Origin of the sequence: Pontibacter populi (assembly GCF_019336435.1) — a bacterium.
GTDB classification, from domain to species: Bacteria; Bacteroidota; Bacteroidia; order Cytophagales; family Hymenobacteraceae; genus Pontibacter; species Pontibacter humidus.
In genome coordinates this window covers 558,412-576,278 of the sequence record NZ_JAHWXQ010000001.1, presented here as the reverse complement: position 1 = coordinate 576,278, position 17,867 = coordinate 558,412, and the positions used below count along the sequence as shown (strand labels likewise).

Below are 17,867 nucleotides of genomic sequence, written 5' to 3'. Positions count from 1 at the left end.
GTATCATTCTTGAAAGTTATGTAGCTACCTCTGTGGTGTGAAGCCGAAGCACTAACAAAGCAAAGAAACAGGCAAGCAAGAAGTATAAGTTGTTTCATAGATCAGGTTAAAAGTCACTAAAGATAACAACTCACCTATAAAATATAGCAACTATAGAATATAAATGTTAACTTAAGCAATGAAACCGTTGCCTGGTTAATTGTTGTTGTGCCACAGCAGCTATATCCGTACTTTTGTGGATAACTCGCATCCTGATAGTTTATGAAGCACCCGATCTATAGTTATATAACTGCCCTTTTGCTTGCCGTTTCCACCGTTGGCTGCCAGCAGAAGATCTGGCAACCACAGGCCAGCCTCCAACAAACCGATGTAGCCGTTGACAGCACCTTAACCGCCGATCCGGAAACTGAGGCCATAATTGTGCCTTACCGCCAGCAGGTTACAGCCAAAATGAGTGAAGTAATTGGTACAGCTCCCGTTGAGCTTCGCAAAGCAGACTACGAATCGCCGTTGGGCAATTTTGTGGTAGACCTGTTGCTGGAAGAGACAAATAAACTGGTAGACGAGCCGGTAGACATGGCCCAGACAACAAATGGCGGCTTGCGCGTGCCGCTTCCGGCCGGACCAATAACAGTTGGCCACATCTTCGAGTTGATGCCTTTCGAAAATGAGGTTATCGTTCTAACCCTTGATGGCCCGACCACACAGGAGTTGTTAGACTTTGCTGCCAAAACAGGTATTTCGCCCATTGCCAATGCTACTTACACCATACAGAATGGTAAAGCCACAAACATTAAAATTGGTGGTAAGCCCCTGGATACATCCCGCAACTATACCATTGTAACATCCGATTACCTGGCAGGTGGTGGCGATAACATGGTGATGTTCAAGAAAGCCATCAAGTCTGAAAAAGTGGGTATGATGATGCGTGACATGATTCTGAAGCATATAAAAGAACTGACTGCAGCCGGCAAACCTATAGTTGCCGATACTGCCAAACGCGTTTCCGGCGCACAATAAACTATAGTTAGCCATGAAGAGAAGAGATTTTTTAAAGTATAGCGCCGTAGGTGCAGCCGGCTTAACTATAGTTGGGTTACCATTCAGCTCCCAGGCAGCCAGCAAAACTATAAAGCTTACCATTTTACACACCAACGACCAGCATTCGCGCATCGATCCGTTTCCGAGTGACGGCCGAAAATATGCCGGCATGGGAGGGATGGCCCGCCGTGCCAGCCTGATAGAAAAGATCCGCAAAGAGGAGCCTAATATTCTGTTACTCGATTCAGGAGACATCTGGCAGGGAACGCCTTATTTCAATTTCTTTAATGGCGAGCTGGAGTACAAACTGATGAGCGACATGAAATACGATGCCGCCACCTTAGGTAACCACGATTTCGACCTTGGCCTGGAGGGATTGGCAAAACAGTTACCTGTTGCCGGCTTCGAGTTTGTAAACGCCAACTATGATTTCTCTAAAACCATCCTGAAAGATAAATTCAAGCCTTACAAGATATTCGAGAAAGAAGGTGTCCGCGTGGGTGTTTTTGGCTTAGGGATACAACTGGAAGGTTTGGTAGGCAAAAAGCAGTTTGGTGAGACCGTGTATCTAGACCCTGTTGCAAAAGCGCAGGAAATGGTAACCGAGCTCCGCGAAAACCAGAAATGCCACATGGTTGTTTGTCTGTCGCATTTGGGCTATAGTTACCAGACCGAGAAAATAGACGACCGCAAACTGGCAGCGCAGGTAAGCGGCATCGACCTCATTTTAGGTGGTCATACCCATACATTTATGGATGAGCCGGAAGTGCTTCGCCACGAGTCGGGACACGAAACACTTATTAACCAGGTAGGGTATGCCGGCATCTATTTAGGTCGCATCGACTTTGAATTCAATAAAAAAACGAAGGAAAAAACAACTATAAAAACGGCAGCACTGCCTGTGGATAACCCTGTATTAACTTCGTGAAAAAATAATTTTTTGTTTACTTATATTTAAGCAATTTTGTAACCCCCCTGTCGAATAAGGAGAGGTTTGCTTCACCAAACTAATCTAGTGTGCTTTGGAAAATTGGATGATTAAAGATTGTACGACTGTATGGAGTAACTGCCTGCAGGTTATTAAGGATAATATTGGCGATCAGAGTTTTAAAACCTGGTTTGAGCCGATTAAGCCTATATCCCTGCGCGATGGTGTGCTAACTATACAGGTGCCTAGCCAGTTCTTTTATGAGTGGCTGGAGGAGCACTATGTGCAACTTCTGAAAAAGGTCATTTACCAGGAGCTCGGAGCCGATGGGCGTTTGGAATATTCTATTATTGTTGACCGCGGCAACGAATCTAACAAGCCGCAGACGGTTAACATCCCTACCAAGAAAATACCGGCAGCTGTTGTAAACTCATACCGCCCGGAGCAGAACTTCATCAAGAGCCCGTTCGAGTCTAAAACCATTGACCGGAACTTCCTGAACTCGCAGCTAAACTCGGCTTACACTTTTGAGAATTACATTGAAGGAGATTGCAACCGCCTGGCGCGTTCTGCGGGTTATGCCGTGGCTAACAAACCTGGTACTACTTCCTTTAACCCGCTGATGGTGTATGGTGGTGTTGGTCTTGGTAAAACGCACTTGGTGCAGGCCATTGGCAACCACATCAAAAACAGCAACCCCGACAAGTTTGTACTTTACGTTTCGTCGGAGAAATTTGTAAACCAGTTCATCGAATCGGTTAAGACCAACAACGTTCAGGACTTTGCCAACTTCTATCTGCTGGTAGATATCCTGATCATTGACGACGTGCAGTTCCTGAGCGGGAAAGATAAAACCCAGGAAATGTTCTTCCATATCTTCAACCACCTGCACCAGTCCGGCAAACAGATTGTGATGACCTCTGACTGTCCGCCGCGCGACCTGAAAGGGTTGGAGGAGCGATTATTGTCCCGATTTAAGTGGGGCTTAACAGCTGATTTACAGAGCCCGGACTTTGAAACGCGTATGGCCATCATCCAGAAAAAGATGCAGGGCGACGGAATTGATATTCCGGATAACGTGGTAGAGTACCTGGCTTATAGTGTGGATACCAACGTGCGTGAACTGGAAGGCGTACTGATATCCCTGATCGCACAGTCATCGCTGAACAGAAAAGAAATTGACCTGGAGCTTGCCAAGCAGGCCCTGAAGCATATTATTGAGGATGTTGAGACAGAAGTAAACCTTGACTTCATACAGAAAACGGTAGCCGAATACTTCCAGGTGAGCCTTGACTCATTAAAAGCCAAAACCCGTAAAAAGGAAATTGTTACAGCACGCCAGGTGGCCATGTATTTCGCCAAAGAATTTACCAGCCACTCGCTAAAGTCGATCGGTTACCATTTCGGTGGCCGCGACCACAGTACCGTTATCCACTCCGTACAAACCGTTTCCGACCTGATCGATACGGACAAGAAATTCAAAGCGAGTATACAGGAACTTCAGAAAAAATTTAAATCGAAAGCCGGATAGAAAAACTTTACTTTATAAATGACCGGGGCTATAGTTGCTGAAACTATAGCCCCGGTTTGTTTTTGGTAAGTACACATAGCGCGAGCGTCTTCGCTCGTGACGAACTATAGTTGGGCCTCCGGCCCGTTTGGATTATAAATTTTGCTTAGTTGCGAAAGGGGCCTAAGCTACATGAACAGTTTACGTAAATCATCCTCTGCCCCTTAAAAGGGGGACAATCAGCAATACGTTAATCTTTTGTTTAATTACATTAGTCGATAAAGTGCCGCTTTGAAGGGGGTAGGAGATGACGGGGTTTCTAGAATTTAAACCCTATAAAAAAGGCCTCGCTCTTCCGGACTTCCTAGTCCGGAAGCTAACTGCCGAGGGATTTCTTAATCCCCATATTGCAGGTAAAGCGGATTAAGAAATCCAAAACAGCGAATCTTAGACGGCGGATGGAGTTGATGGTGTGGGCATAAAGCAGGATTCCCTAATTACGCTAACTATAGATACACAAAAAAGGCGGGCTATACTTTTATCAAGTATAGCCCGCCTTTTATAGTTACGAACCTATTGGTTATTGCTTGCTTCCGTTATTTCAAAGCCATATTGTGTAGCCAGGTCACGGACTTTACGTTTTATCTTCTCTTTGTCGCGACGCTTTCTTACCTGCTTTAAATCGAAGTAAGTCTGGTGATCGTTTTTCTCGGTAACACGCAGGGCCAGCGGCGAAATATGTACTGCCTTAATATCCGGTATAGCTACCACATGTTTCGGGCGGAAAACACCATGCTTGCGAACAATATACTCCGGTGTAACCTCAATATAGGACTGAAACCCGAAAACAGAAGTATTCTGTAGTATAACATAAACCAGGAAAGCCAGCGCCAGGCCAAAAAAAGCATGGAACAGGTACGAGTCACCGGCAGATCTATCTGAGAAAGCCAGTATAGCAGCCCAGGCAACCCACAACAGGGTGAGCAGGAGCTGGATAGAAAACGACAGCTTTGCGCTGCGCGAAGGACTTAACTGAATAAATAACGACGATCGTGCACTGCTACTGCCAGATGCTGCCATGCCATACTGTTTTGGTGGAACATAATGCCTTTTTTACAGGCTAGTGCAAGATAATAAATTATTCTGTAAGTGTTGCGTTCACTGTAATTTCAGGCACCGAAGCCAGTGCTTTCGAAACAGGGCAGCCTGCTTTAGCTTCTTTTACCAGTTGTTGAAAATCAGCATCCTGCATATTAGGCACCTTGCCTTCCACAGTCAGTTCTATTTTAAGTATAGTTGGGGCACCGTCCGTTTCACCTAGTGTCACATTGGCATCTGTCCTGATATAATCAGCTTTAAGTTCTTTTTTGTCAATTAATGCGCTCAGGAACATCGAAAAGCAACCGGCGTGTGCTGCTCCTATCAGCTCTTCCGGTGAAGTGGCTTTGGTGTCTTCGCCGAAACGGGATGCAAAGGAGAAACCTGTTTTTATATTGCCGCGGCCGGTTTCAAATTCACCATTGCCTTCTTTCAGGCTGCCATTCCATTGCGCTTTTGCTTTATGCTGCTTCATAATTTTGTATTGTTTAAATAAAGTATAGAACCGAGTTTATGATTATAGGTTACTCTATTACTCCCAATTTTGTTGGTTTTGCTTTCCTAATGTGTGTTTTAAGTAAAGCAACCTTATAACATTAACTGATAACTGCCTATATTTACCACTATAAACAGCAGCAATGTATGGGTGTAAAAGCGTGGTTGAGTAAATATCTGGCAGCTTATGTGCATAAAAAGCAACAAAGATGGATACAGAATCCGGTGCAGGCACAAGAGGAAGTTTTCAGGAATATTATCGCCGGTGCAAAGAAAACCGCTTTTGGGCGCGACCATAATTTCGAAACGATAGAAACCCATACGGATTTTGTAAAAGCTGTGCCCGTACGCGATTACGAAGGCCTTAGTAGCTATTTCAACCGCATTAAAGCTGGCCAGGCAGATATCACCTGGCCGGGCAAACCAATCTACCTGGCTAAAACATCAGGCACTACTTCCGGTACCAAGTATATCCCTATTACCAAAGACTCTATCCCGAACCATATAAACGGGGCTAAAAACGCACTGCTGGCTTACATCCACGAAACCGGTAACTCAAAATTCCTGGATGGCAAGCTGATCTTTCTGTCCGGGAGCCCCGTGCTGGAGGAAGTAGGTGGTATTAAAACTGGCCGGCTTTCGGGGATCGTGAACCACCACGTGCCGGGTTACCTGCGCACAAACCAGCTGCCAACTTACGAAACCAATTGCATTGAAGACTGGGAAACAAAGCTTGACCAGATCATCGAAGAAACGATAGATCAGAATATGTCGCTCATTTCGGGCATACCGCCGTGGGTGCAGATGTATTTTGATAAGCTGATGCGCCAGACTGGTAAACAGATAAAGGATATCTTCCCGAACTTTTCGCTGTTCGTGTATGGTGGCGTGAATTTTGAACCCTACCGCAAGAAGATGTTCGAGTCGATTGGCCGCCATGTGGATAGCATTGAAACTTTTCCGGCGTCGGAAGGCTTTTTTGCTTACCAGAACGAGCAGAACGACAAAGGCTTATTATTGCTGCTGGATGCCGGCATTTACTATGAATTCATCCCGGTAGAAGAATATTTTAACGATAACCCGACCCGCTTAACTATTGGTGAAGTAGAACTGGGTAAGAATTATGCACTGGTTATAAGCAGCAATGCTGGTCTTTGGGGCTACTCTATTGGCGATACTGTTAAGTTTACAAGTTTAAAACCGTACAAGCTTATAGTTTCGGGTCGCATCAAGCACTTTATTTCCGCTTTTGGAGAGCACGTTATTGGCGAGGAAGTGGAGAAAGCTATGCAGCAAACCATGAAGCGGTTCCCGACAGTAGAGCTTGTAGAGTTTACAGTGGCACCTTTTGTAAGCAGCGGCGAAGGCGAATCGTATCATGAATGGCTGATCGAGTTCTCGAAGGCACCGAACAATTTCGATGACTTTGAAAAAGAACTGAACCAGCAACTTCAGCAACTGAACAGTTATTACGACGACCTGATAACCGGACATATTTTAGCAAACCTGAAAGTACGTGTTTTGCCACTTGGTACGTTCCGGAACTATATGAAGTCGCAGGGCAAGCTGGGCGGGCAGAATAAAGTACCTAGATTGAGTAACGACCGTACGCTGGCCGATGGCCTGCTGGCAATTACGAATTCCTAATTACGAATTACGAATGAAGGAAAATGTAATTGTAGCCAAATCCTATGCTTTTGCCATCCGGATTGTGAAGCTGTACGAGCACCTGAAAGGAGAGAAACAGGAATATGTATTAGCAAAGCAGCTGTTACGAAGTGGTACTTCTGTTGGGGCAAATGTAGAGGAAGCAGTTGCAGGTCAGTCAACTATAGATTTTATACATAAATTAAGTATAGCCCGGAAAGAAGCCAGAGAAAGCAGCTACTGGTTAAGATTGCTACATGATACTGCTTATATCAAGCAGAATCATTTTGAAAGTATACACGCAGATTGCGAAGAAATAATTAAAATCTTGAATAGTATCATCATTACGAGTAAAGCGAAGCTGGATAAGAAGTCCAATTCGTAATTCGTAATTCGTAATTCGTAATTAATGAAAAGAATCGCCATACTTGGTTCAACAGGCTCTATAGGCACGCAGGCGCTGGAAGTGATTGCTGCTAACCCTGAAAGCTTTGAACTTGAAGTAATAACCGCTTATAACAACGCTGATTTACTTATTGAACAGGCCTTAAAGTTTAAGCCGAACGTGGTCGTAATTGCCCGCGAAGACCTGTATACTATAGTTAGTGATGCCTTGCAACACGAAGACATTAAAGTTTATGCCGGCGCCAATGCCCTTTGCTCCGTTGTGGAGATGGGTACTGTGGATATGGTGCTGACAGCGATGGTAGGCTATGCCGGGCTGCAGCCAACTATACGCGCCATACAGGCTGGCAAAGAAATAGCGCTAGCCAATAAAGAAACGCTGGTTGTTGCCGGACAACTGATAACAGACCTGGCCCGTGAAAAAGGAGTGAACATTTGCCCGGTTGATTCGGAGCACAGCGCTATTTTCCAGTGCCTGGCAGGCGAGTTTCATAACCCGATCGAGAAGATTATCCTGACTGCTTCCGGTGGTCCGTTCAGGGGGCGAACTATAGATGAGCTGAAATTTGTAACTAAAGCCCAGGCACTCAAACACCCGAACTGGGAGATGGGCGCCAAGATAACGATAGATTCTGCCAGCCTGATGAACAAAGGCCTGGAAGTGATAGAAGCGAAATGGCTTTTCGGGTTGCGCAACGACCAGATAGAAGTGGTAGTGCATCCGCAATCTATCATTCACTCGCTGGTGCAGTTCCAGGATGGCTCCATAAAAGCGCAGCTTGGTCTGCCTGATATGAAACTGCCGATACAGTATGCTATGGGCTACCCGAACCGATTGAAGTCTGACTACCCGCGTTTTAATTTTATGGATTACCCGCAACTTACGTTTGAGCAGCCCGACCTGAAGACGTTCCGTAATCTACAGCTGGCTTTTGATGCCATGGCGCAGGGCGGTAATATGCCTTGTATCCTGAACGCAGCAAATGAAATAGCCGTGGGAGCATTCCTGCAGGATGAGGTTGGTTTTCTGGAGATGTCGGATTTGATCGAAAGCTGTATGGCAAAAGTTGCGTATATTGCACACCCTTCTCTTACTGACTATGTTGAAACGGACAGGGAAACCCGCTTAATGGCTACTAATTTTCTGAAAAACAAAACTGTTTAGCCAGACATCGGTTCTTTAACACAAATTATACTTGCATATTTTTTCTTAGATGGACATAGTAATCATGGTTGCCCAGCTTATTCTGGGCCTTACAATTTTAGTTGGTTTACACGAGTTGGGGCACATGCTCACAGCAAAGTGGTTTGGCATGCGCGTAGAGAAGTACGCGATCGGTTTTCCACCCAAAGTTTTCAGTAAAAAGATAGGCGAAACAGAGTATATGCTGGGCCTGATCCCGCTGGGTGGTTTTGTGAAGATTTCTGGTATGGTAGACGAATCGATGGATACTGAAGCTCTGAAAGAAGAGCCGAAACCATGGGAATTCAGAGCGAAACCAGCCTGGCAGCGCCTTATAGTTATGATGGGCGGTATTATTGTAAACGTGATCACAGGTATCGTTATCTATATTTTCCTGACCTACAACTATGGCGAAAGCTATTTGCCAGCCCAGGAAGTGAAATATGGCGTGGTGCCAAACGAGATCGGTAAAGAGATCGGTTTCCAGACCGGCGACAAGATTGTAGCTGTAAATGGCAAGCCGCTGGAGAAATTCAATGATGTTTATTCGCTGGATGCCCTGTTGGACCGCGGTTCATTTTATACAGTAGAGCGCAACGGCGAGCAGGTAAAGATACCAGTGCCGGTTGACCTGATGGATAAGCTGGCTGATAAAGAAGAGCGTATGCTTTTCGTGCAGCCGCGCCAGCCATTTATGGTTGATATGGTGGTGGCAGGAAGCAATGCCGCTGACGCCGGTTTAAAGCCAGGCGATTTTATACTTTCAGTTAACGGACAGGAGGCCAGGTTCTTTGATGAGTTTAAACAACTATTGGAGAAGAATGCCGGCAAACAGGTAACCATGAAAGTAGAACGTGGCGATGAAATTATCGATCTGAAAGCACAGGTAGAGCCGGATGGAACGATCGGGTTTCAGCAGAAGCCATTGCTTAACTATGCTACCAAAGAGTATAGCATCGGCGAGGCCATTCCGGCTGGTACCGAGCAGGCATTTGGTGTAATTACAGCTAACCTGAAAGGCTTTGGCAAGATCTTCCGTGGGGAGGTTTCGGCTTCAAAGTCTGTGAGCGGCCCGATCGGTATCGCACAGATCTTTGGTGATACTTTTAACTGGTACAAGTTCTGGTCTATTACAGCTATGCTGTCTATGGTGTTGGCTTTCATGAACTTCCTGCCAATTCCTGCCCTGGATGGCGGACACGTGATGTTCCTTACTTACGAGATGATAAGCGGCCGTAAGCCGTCGGATACTTTCTTAGAAAACGCCCAGAAAGTGGGTATGGTATTGTTGTTAGGCTTAATGGCTTTTGCTATATTTAACGATGTGTTCAAGTTGATCTTCTAAAAAGATTTCAAATGAAAGCCTTCGTTACAGTTATTATTACCAGTGCCTTTTTTCTTTTTGCCTTTACCTTAGCCACAGCCAGCCCGGCTGCCCGGCTACAAACTATAACCCAGAACGCTGTCGCTCTCCAAAGCGACAGCGTTTACAGGGTACAGCAAGGCAATACCTACTACAGCCTTTCGCGTCGCTTCCAGGTTCCGCTCGATTCTCTCCAGAAATGGAATAACAACACATTGCAAATAGGGCAGACGCTCTACCTTAAAAATCCTGCAAAAGATAAAACTATAGTTGCAGCCAAACCTGCTGCTACTCCAAAACCAGCAGCTAAAACGGCACCTAAGCAAACTATAGCTACGCCAGCAACATCACCAGTCAGCACGTCAGCCTCTGCCTCGCCAAAGCCAACTACTGCAGCCAGTAAAACAAAACAACGCGTATTGGTCGTGCCATTCGACCCGCACCTTTACTTCTCAGATGCTGACGAAGAGATTGCGCGCCAGTCTAAGATTCCGCGCCAGGATGTGCGTTATGCTTTCCGGAACCGCCTGAATGCTATGCTGGCCCCGGATGGCTACGAAACAATCCATTTGCTGGGAGGAGTTTACCGCGATAGCGTGAGCGATTTGAGCAGACTTTATAAATCGTTGAGCTATAGTTACCAGGATAACAAGAAATCGAGATACAACACGCAGCCGGAAGTGGAAGAGCAAAAAGGCGGGGTGCTGAACTGGGTAAATAACCAGAAAGGTAAGCTTGGCGCGGAAAAAGAGACCGGACCAGTACCTGCTTCAAAAGACCCGAACAAGCATTTTGGCGTGAAGGTAAAGGACCCGCAGTTCTATAGTTACTTCAACAACCAGTATGGCATCGATTATTATGTGTTCATCAACCAGTTTGAAGTAAAGACCAACTATGAGCATTGCCTGGACCGTGCGGCGCTGAACTATGAGCGCGATTTCCTGGTTCATTATTCGATCTATAACAACAAAGGCGAGTTGGTGTCGGGTAATAAGGTAAAAGTGCCTTACCACTCCAGCATGAACGATGTGCAACGTATAGTTAGCGATAACATGCCGAACATGGCACAGCGCGTACTGGCTGACCTGCCGCCTTCTCACAGGTAATTACCACCATGAACTATAAATTTCTACTGACAGCTATCGTTTGCCTTTTGGCAAGTACGGTAACTATGGCCCACGACTATCACGCCAGCATCGCCGATATCAAGTTTAACCCGCGTACGCAAAGCCTGCAGGTTGCCATTAAAGTGTTTACTGATGATCTGGAAAGTGCGCTTTCAAAAAGGAACAAGACCAAAGTCAGTTACGACCCGGCTTCAGAAACTATAAAACAACAGCTGGCCAGCTACCTGGCGGCAACCATGAAGTTTGAGCTGGCAAAAGGCAAGCCACTGAAGCAGCGTTTTGTTGGCTCCGAAGAAGATGCAGATGTAGTATGGATGTATTTTGAAGTACCGGTGCAGCAAGCTTCCCTTTCGCAACTATACATACAGAACACCGTGCTTACAGAGCTTTTTGATGACCAGATGAACATTGTAAACCTGGACTATAAAGGCGAAATGCACAGCATGCTGCTACAGAAAAGCGACACCAGTAAAAAGCTTTCCTTCTAGTTTCGGGTGGTCCTGAAAAGAGCGTTCAGTTTGTAAAGTACCCCCAGTAGAATACCAGCGAACAGGTTACCCGTTAAAAATGGGATAACCAACTTTTCGAGGTCGCTGATTCCTAAACTCCGTGGTAGGTTGAGTAGCATAAATACAGCCCCCATAAAGCCGATAAATATCCAGTAAGGCATCCAGGAAAACCAGTTACTATTCTTTATTTCTATAGTTGGCAGGGTGGTGAGGTACCAGCCAATAGCCGCCAGCCCCACAAACGTACTCGTGTGCTGAATAACCCGTGAAAGCGGCAACTCAATAAAGCCCAGCGAAACAGGCGTTAAAAGGAAACTATAGTTCCGGACAAAATATTCGTTGGCATGGGTAAAGCTGTCCCAGAACAAATGTGTGAAAGAGCCGATGAGTGCTGAAACGGCAAAAATCAGCCAGTTCTTTAGCAGATACCTACCGATTTTTACAGGCTTTACAGCCAATGCCCGCTCCCTAAAATATTCCGGTAAATTATTAACTGCCTGCTCCCTTACAAACACATGAAAAACGATGGCCAGAACTATGGCCATCGGCAGATCGAACACTAAAAGGCCTTTGAATGAATGGCTGAGGCTTCCGTAGCTACGATACGGTAAAAAGTAGGCAAAGTCCGGGGCAATACTGCCCACAATAAGCCCGGTGGTTGAGAGCCAACGGCTTTTAAGACGTAACAGGGGTAAAATAAGAGCAGGGTGAGCGGCTGTAAAAGGCATACCGTTGTAACGCTTTATCGGCCGTTTCTGTCTAACTTTTCAGGTTTAATTACCTTAAATTCTACGCGGCGGTTTATGCGTCGGTCATCTTCAGTCTTTTCTTCGCGTAGCGGCTTGGTACTACCAAACCCGAACGATTCTATGCGGCCCCGTGCAATGTTTCCCTTTTCTTCAATGTATTTCCGGATGGCATCTGCACGGTCCTGTGATAGGGCAAGGTTAAACTCTGGGTTGCCGGCAGCATCGGTGTGGCCTGAAATTTCCAGTTTAAAGGTTGGATGATCTACCAGGAAGAGCGCCACTTCATCCAGGATCGGTTTCATTTCCTCTTTTATATCTGACTGGGCCTGGTCAAATTCAATGTTCCTGAAAACCATTGGTACACTATAGTCTATCAGCGTGGTCATGATCTGAAATGCCGTATCCTGCTGTAGCGAGAGCTCACGTTCTATCGTAAAGAAGTCCGGGCTCTGGATCAGCATCATGTACTTGGTATTGTCGATCAGGTCAAACTCAAATGTACCATCCGGGCGAATGTATTTGGACGATATTTCAATGCCATTTTCCAGGTCGATAACGGAGATAATGCCCGAAAGGGGTTTTTGTGTAACAGAATCGACAAGTGTGCCCTCAATTTTAGTTACAGCCAGCGGGTGTGCCTCCATGGGTAACGGAAACGAGAAAAGATCGAGGTTATGCAGGTCGCTGGCTTCGGAGCGGGCATAATACAGGTTCTTCGATTTAGAATCGATGGCAAAATAGTATTCGCTGCCACGGCCATTTACCAAAGGGCCAATGTTTCGGGGTTCCTGCCATTGGCCACCAACACGGTAGGTTTTATAAATATCGAAATCGCCGAAGTTGTATAGTTGCCCGCGCGAGCTAAAATACAAAACCTGGTAAAGCGGATGGAAAAACGGGCTTACTTCGCTTTCACGGGTATTTATGATCGGGCCCGCATTCTCAGCTTTCTGCCACTCGCCTTTCTTGTTTTTATGCGTGTAGTAAATGTCAGATAAACCAAAGCCACCTAACCTGTCAGATGCAAAGTAGATAGTGTCCTCACCGGCTGTTAACGTTGGCTGTGAGTCCCAGGACGATGAATTTACACCAGCGCCCAGGTTCTTAATATTACCCCAGGTGCCGTCTGCCTGTTTGGTAGCTACATAAATATCGCAGTTACCAAAACCATCCGGTGATTCACAACGGGCAAAGTAAAGCGTGTTTCCATCGCGGCTCAGGCAGGCCGATCCTTCGTTGTAAATGCTGTTGATTGGTTTCCCGAAAGATTGGGCAGCTTCCCAGTAACCGTTTTCCTGGCGGGAGTAGAACAGGTCTTCGTTGGCGCGCCCGTTAATGCCTTGTGTGTTGCGCTGCGAGGTAAAGATCAGTACTTCGTCTTCAGAATTTATAGTTGGGCCGTAATCTTCAAAAGGAGAGTTTATCGCGTTGCCCATGTTAAGATACACGCCTTTAGGTGGCTGAAACGAAGCGACAGATTTACGGTATTCTACGAGCTCATAATAATGTTTTAGCGGAACGTAGTAGTCTTTTGTGTTCTGCTCCAGCGAGTCGTAGTAAGAATACACGCGCCGCACATCGGAGCGATGATGCTTTAGCACCATGCGGTAAAGTGCTTTGGCTTTTTCAGGCTGGTCCTGTTTTTCGAGTAACTGGCCAAGACGCCAGATCAGGGGGGTGTCTTTGTAAAAGTTCTCGATGCCGAAGTTGTTTACGTACGCTTCGAGCAGGGGAAGCACTTCGTTGTAGCGGCGTTTCTTTTCAAGCTTTTGGATCGCAGCCAGCTTTTTTTCGTCGTGGTAATAGGGTAATTTGTTCAGGTTCGGGAAAGTGATCTGAACTTCTTGTTTCGGTGCTTTTTTATGCACCTTTATTCCTGGCTCCGTGTCAAGGGGAATGTGTTTATACTCCTGGGCCTGGCAAAGCGCCGGTACAAGTATAAAAAATAACACCAGCAGGTATAATCTATTCATTATCCATCTTGTTTTTACCTGACGCTCAAAGATATTACTTTTAAACTATATTTTTGTAATGAAATAGCTGTGATGTCATTTTATTTTGGGCAAAATACCTGATAACTTTAACGCTTGCTATTGCTGCAGCTAACTATAGTTGGCACAAGTCTTGACTATAGTACTGCAATTCAAAAAACGCCATATGTGTGGCCTTTTTATGTCATTCTGGCATTGACACTTACTATGAAGTATACCTTGAATAACTTTCTGCATAACCTCTTACTTAGCTCAGCTTCAGAAAACGAAAACGAAGAGCTGATTCCAATCATAACTACAGACCCTGAAGAAGAAATACCTGCAGAGGAGCTGCCATCTGAACTGCCCATACTTGCCGTTCGTAATACCGTGCTTTTCCCTGGTGTGGTGCTGCCAATTACTGTTAGCCGAAAAAAATCGGTGCGTTTGGTGCGCAAAGCTTATAAAGGCGATAAAACAATTGGGGTAGTAGCCCAGAAAAATACCAATGCTGACGATCCGTCTCCGGAAGACCTGTTTAATGTAGGTACGGTTGCCCGCATATTAAAGGTGCTTGTGCTGCCGGATGGCAATACAACCATCATTATACAGGGGCATAGCCGTTTCCAGATAGACGAGATAATTCAGGAAGATCCTTACCTGACGGCCCGTGTTAGCTACTGCAAAGAAACCAACCTTAACAAGAAAAATAAGGAGGTAAAGGCGCTGGTACAGTCGCTGAAAGATGCGGCTGCCAAAATACTGAAACTGAACCCTGAAATACCACAAGAAGCACAGGTTGCTTTAGATAATATCGACAGCCCAAGTTTCCTGACACATTTCCTGTCGAGTAATCTGAACGTGGAAGTGGCTCAGAAGCAGCAGCTTCTGGAGGTGAACGACGGAACCGAGCGCGGCACACAGCTTCTGCAACTTATGTTGCGCGAAGTACAGTTGCTTGAGCTAAAGCAGGAGATCCACACCAAGGTGCATACTGATATTGACCAGCAGCAGCGCGATTATTTCCTGCGCCAGCAGATAAAAGTATTGCAGGATGAGCTGGGTCAGGAGAGTCCGGACCAGGAGATCGAACGTTTCAGGGATCGTTCTGCCAAAAAGAAGTGGCCCGAAGCTGTTGCCAAACACTTTAAGAAAGAAATAGATAAGCTGGCCCGCCTTAACCCGCAGTCGGCTGAGTACCCGGTGGCCGTAAACTATATCGAGTTTCTGCTGGACCTTCCGTGGGAAGACTATACCAAGGACAATTTTAATCTGAAGCGTACCAAAAAGATACTCGACACAGACCACTATGGCCTGGAGAAAGTAAAGGAACGCATCCTGGAATATCTGGCTGTTCTGAAACTGAAAAATGACATGAAGGCACCGATCCTTTGCCTTTACGGACCTCCGGGTGTTGGTAAAACATCGCTGGGTCGTTCCATAGCTACTGCTTTAGGTCGTAAATATGTCAGAATGTCACTGGGTGGTGTTAGAGACGAAGCAGAAATTCGTGGTCACCGCAGAACCTATGTGGGCGCTATGCCGGGCAAGATCATCAGCCAGATCAAAAAAGTAGGTTCCGGTAATCCGGTTATCATCCTGGATGAGATCGATAAACTGGCTTCAGATTTCCGTGGCGATCCGTCGTCTGCGTTGCTGGAAGTGCTGGATCCGGAGCAGAACCATACGTTTATGGATAACTACCTGGATGTGGAGTATGACCTGTCTAAGGTTCTTTTCATAGCTACTGCCAACTCCCTGGATACGATACAGCCTGCCCTGCGCGACCGTATGGAGATCATCGAGCTGACCGGTTATACCATGGAAGAGAAGCTGGAAATAGCTAAGCGCCACCTGGTACCAAAGCAGGTAAAAGATCATGGTCTGGCAGAAGAAGATGTGAAGCTGCCGAAAGCTACGCTACAGAAGGTGATAGAAGATTATACTCGCGAATCCGGGGTGAGAAGTTTAGAGCGTAAAATAGGCCAGCTGGTACGAAATACAGCTAAACTGAAGGCGATGGAAGAAGAGTATAACACCACCATTAAGCCGGAAGATGTTGTAAAGATCATGGGTTCCGAGATCTTCGATAAAGAGATCTACCAGGATTTCAGTACTGCTGGTGTAGTTACAGGCCTGGCCTGGACCTCGGTTGGTGGCGATATTCTGTTTGTAGAGTCCATCCTCAGCAAAGGAAAAGGGAAGTTGACTTTATCTGGACAGTTGGGTGATGTGATGAAGGAGTCAGCTGTTACGGCGCTGTCACATTTAAAGGCACACTACCAGTTATTAGATATCGATTACCGCGTTTTTGATCAGTACGACCTGCATATCCACTTCCCCGAAGGCGCTGTTCCAAAAGACGGTCCGTCGGCAGGTATCGCTATTTTTACATCGATTGCCTCGGTTTACACACAGCGCAAAGTACGCCCTAAACTGGCCATGACCGGTGAGATCACGCTTCGCGGTAAGGTATTGCCGGTGGGTGGTATCAAAGAGAAGATACTGGCGGCCAAGCGCGCAGGTATTACGGATGTTATTCTTTGCCAGAAAAACCGCAAGGACATAAACGAGATACCGGAGCAATACATTAAAGGCCTGACCATACACTATGTGGACCGCGTGGAAGAAGTAGTGAAGATCGCTTTGCTGAAAGAAAAGGTGAAGCACCCACTGGACCTGACCGTAACCGAAGATAGAAAAGTGGAGGTTGAATAATTGCTGATTGCTGGTTGTTAATTGTTAAATTGGAAACAACAATCAGCTATTAACAATCAACAATTAAATAAATATGAAGTCACAGGCTGCCCTTTTACTTTGTTTGCTGTTGAGCTTTCCGCTCGCGGCGCAGGTAGGAGGGCAGCGTGGTTTTACGCACCTGGAGTTGCCAACCAGTGGCAAACAGGCTGCGCTTGGAACTATAAATGTCAGTTCTTTTGGGCATGATGTGAATATGGTAAACGCCAACCCGGCCTTGCTGAACGCAGAAATGGACCGGCAATTGAGTTTGAGTTATGTCGGTTTCCTGGCAGATATCAAGCAAAGCAACATAGCTTATGCCTTTAACCACGAAAAACTGGGGCGCTGGGCAGCAACTATAAACTACCTGAACTATGGCGATTTTGTGCAGCGCGACGCAACCGGCATGGAAGAGGGCAGCTTTACCGTGAACGATTATACGCTTAGTTTAACCCATGCAAGTCAGGCCGAAGCTTTTACTATAGGTGCCACCGCCAAGTTTGCGGTATCAAGTATAGCTGGTAATAAAGCAGTTGGCTTGTTGGCTGATGTAGGTGGCTTATTTAAGCATCCGGAACGCGATCTTACAATTGGCCTGGCTTTTAAAAACATCGGTTACCAGGTAAAGCGTTTTGAAGACGGCGAACGACAGGCAATGCCTTTTGATGCGCAACTGGGAGCCAGCTACAAACCGGAACACATGCCGGTGCGGCTATCTGTTACAGCACACCATCTTTACCAGTTCGACGTTGTATATCTGGACCCGAATACCAAAGGCCGGTTAGATGCGAACGGGAATGAGATAAAAGAGGAGAAAACAACTGGAGATAAGATCGCGCGCCATTTTGTAGTTGGCACCGAGTTTATATTCAGCAAAAACTTTCAGTTACGTGCCGGTTACAACCATTTGCGTCGTAAAGAACTCAGGTTGCAAAACAAAGCAGGTGGCGCAGGGTTTTCTTTGGGAGCTATGCTGCGCGTCCGGGCTTTTGAGCTGAACTATAGCAGTGCGTTTTATCATCCGTCGGGCGCAGGCCATTATGTAACTATAAGTACCGATACCGGCACCTTACTAAAACGTAAAAACACAGAATAGCAGCGGC

15 protein-coding genes are annotated in these 17,867 nt (G+C 46.1%); 11 read left to right on the top strand and 4 right to left on the bottom strand.

What is annotated here, in order from left to right; genetic code table 11:
- Nucleotides 1-261 precede the first annotated feature (261 nt).
- The 3 genes from KYK27_RS02330 (at nucleotide 262) to dnaA (ending at nucleotide 3,500) form a co-directional block, all read left to right on the top strand.
- Nucleotides 262-1,020 (top strand): 5'-nucleotidase C-terminal domain-containing protein, encoded by a 759-nt coding sequence (locus KYK27_RS02330; protein WP_199108447.1) that lies wholly within the window; start codon nucleotides 262-264, stop codon nucleotides 1,018-1,020.
- A 13-nt stretch (nucleotides 1,021-1,033) separates the two neighbouring features.
- Nucleotides 1,034-1,969 (top strand): metallophosphoesterase, encoded by a 936-nt coding sequence (locus tag KYK27_RS02325; RefSeq protein ID WP_199108446.1) that lies wholly within the window; start codon nucleotides 1,034-1,036, stop codon nucleotides 1,967-1,969.
- Between the two features lie 106 nt (nucleotides 1,970-2,075).
- The gene (gene dnaA, locus KYK27_RS02320) at nucleotides 2,076-3,500 is read left to right on the top strand and encodes a chromosomal replication initiator protein DnaA (protein ID WP_199109196.1); all 1,425 of its coding nucleotides are present in this window, start codon (nucleotides 2,076-2,078) and stop codon (nucleotides 3,498-3,500) included.
- A 552-nt stretch (nucleotides 3,501-4,052) separates the two neighbouring features.
- Here dnaA and KYK27_RS02315 read toward each other — a convergent pair.
- Together KYK27_RS02315 and KYK27_RS02310 are read right to left on the bottom strand one after the other, a co-directional pair.
- Nucleotides 4,053-4,559 carry a hypothetical protein gene (locus KYK27_RS02315; protein WP_233150214.1) on the bottom strand — a complete coding sequence of 169 codons (507 nt, stop codon included), beginning with the start codon at nucleotides 4,557-4,559 and terminating at the stop codon, nucleotides 4,053-4,055.
- A gap of 58 nt (nucleotides 4,560-4,617) precedes the next feature.
- Nucleotides 4,618-5,052, bottom strand: coding sequence for an OsmC family peroxiredoxin (locus tag KYK27_RS02310; RefSeq protein WP_199108445.1), 435 nt, complete (start codon nucleotides 5,050-5,052; stop codon nucleotides 4,618-4,620).
- Between the two features lie 167 nt (nucleotides 5,053-5,219).
- Here KYK27_RS02310 and KYK27_RS02305 point away from each other — a divergent pair, with 167 nt between their 5' ends.
- From KYK27_RS02305 to KYK27_RS02280, 6 genes are read left to right on the top strand one after another with little or no spacing between them, the layout of a single operon-like run.
- The gene (locus KYK27_RS02305; protein WP_199108444.1) at nucleotides 5,220-6,719 is read left to right on the top strand and encodes a GH3 auxin-responsive promoter family protein; all 1,500 of its coding nucleotides are present in this window, start codon (nucleotides 5,220-5,222) and stop codon (nucleotides 6,717-6,719) included.
- A 13-nt stretch (nucleotides 6,720-6,732) separates the two neighbouring features.
- Entirely contained in the window at nucleotides 6,733-7,104 is a 372-nt protein-coding gene (locus KYK27_RS02300; RefSeq protein WP_199108443.1) for a four helix bundle protein, read from the top strand.
- A gap of 24 nt (nucleotides 7,105-7,128) precedes the next feature.
- A complete protein-coding gene (locus KYK27_RS02295; protein ID WP_199108442.1) occupies nucleotides 7,129-8,289 on the top strand; it encodes a 1-deoxy-D-xylulose-5-phosphate reductoisomerase in 1,161 nt (386 codons plus the stop codon).
- A 49-nt stretch (nucleotides 8,290-8,338) separates the two neighbouring features.
- Nucleotides 8,339-9,652, top strand: a complete 1,314-nt coding sequence (rseP, locus tag KYK27_RS02290; RefSeq protein ID WP_199108441.1) for an RIP metalloprotease RseP — start codon at nucleotides 8,339-8,341, stop codon at nucleotides 9,650-9,652.
- 11 nt (nucleotides 9,653-9,663) lie between these two features.
- Nucleotides 9,664-10,776: a LysM peptidoglycan-binding domain-containing protein gene (locus KYK27_RS02285; RefSeq protein ID WP_199108440.1), complete on the top strand. Its 1,113-nt coding sequence runs from the start codon at nucleotides 9,664-9,666 to the stop codon at nucleotides 10,774-10,776.
- 8 nt (nucleotides 10,777-10,784) lie between these two features.
- A complete protein-coding gene (locus KYK27_RS02280; protein ID WP_233150213.1) occupies nucleotides 10,785-11,285 on the top strand; it encodes a DUF6702 family protein in 501 nt (166 codons plus the stop codon).
- On the opposite strand, the gene KYK27_RS02275 is transcribed toward KYK27_RS02280, so the two are convergent.
- Nucleotides 11,282-12,034, bottom strand: coding sequence for a DUF4184 family protein (locus KYK27_RS02275; protein WP_199108439.1), 753 nt, complete (start codon nucleotides 12,032-12,034; stop codon nucleotides 11,282-11,284). The genes KYK27_RS02280 and KYK27_RS02275 overlap by 4 nt on opposite strands.
- Nucleotides 12,035-12,048: 14 nt before the next feature.
- Nucleotides 12,049-14,028 carry an OmpA family protein gene (locus KYK27_RS02270; protein WP_199108438.1) on the bottom strand — a complete coding sequence of 660 codons (1,980 nt, stop codon included), beginning with the start codon at nucleotides 14,026-14,028 and terminating at the stop codon, nucleotides 12,049-12,051.
- A gap of 225 nt (nucleotides 14,029-14,253) precedes the next feature.
- Between KYK27_RS02270 and lon the strand changes: the two genes are divergently transcribed.
- Nucleotides 14,254-16,743 (top strand): endopeptidase La, encoded by a 2,490-nt coding sequence (gene lon, locus KYK27_RS02265; RefSeq protein WP_199108437.1) that lies wholly within the window; start codon nucleotides 14,254-14,256, stop codon nucleotides 16,741-16,743.
- Between the two features lie 73 nt (nucleotides 16,744-16,816).
- The gene (gene porQ / locus KYK27_RS02260) at nucleotides 16,817-17,860 is read left to right on the top strand and encodes a type IX secretion system protein PorQ (RefSeq protein ID WP_199108436.1); all 1,044 of its coding nucleotides are present in this window, start codon (nucleotides 16,817-16,819) and stop codon (nucleotides 17,858-17,860) included.
- The last annotated feature ends 7 nt before the right edge of the window (nucleotides 17,861-17,867 follow it).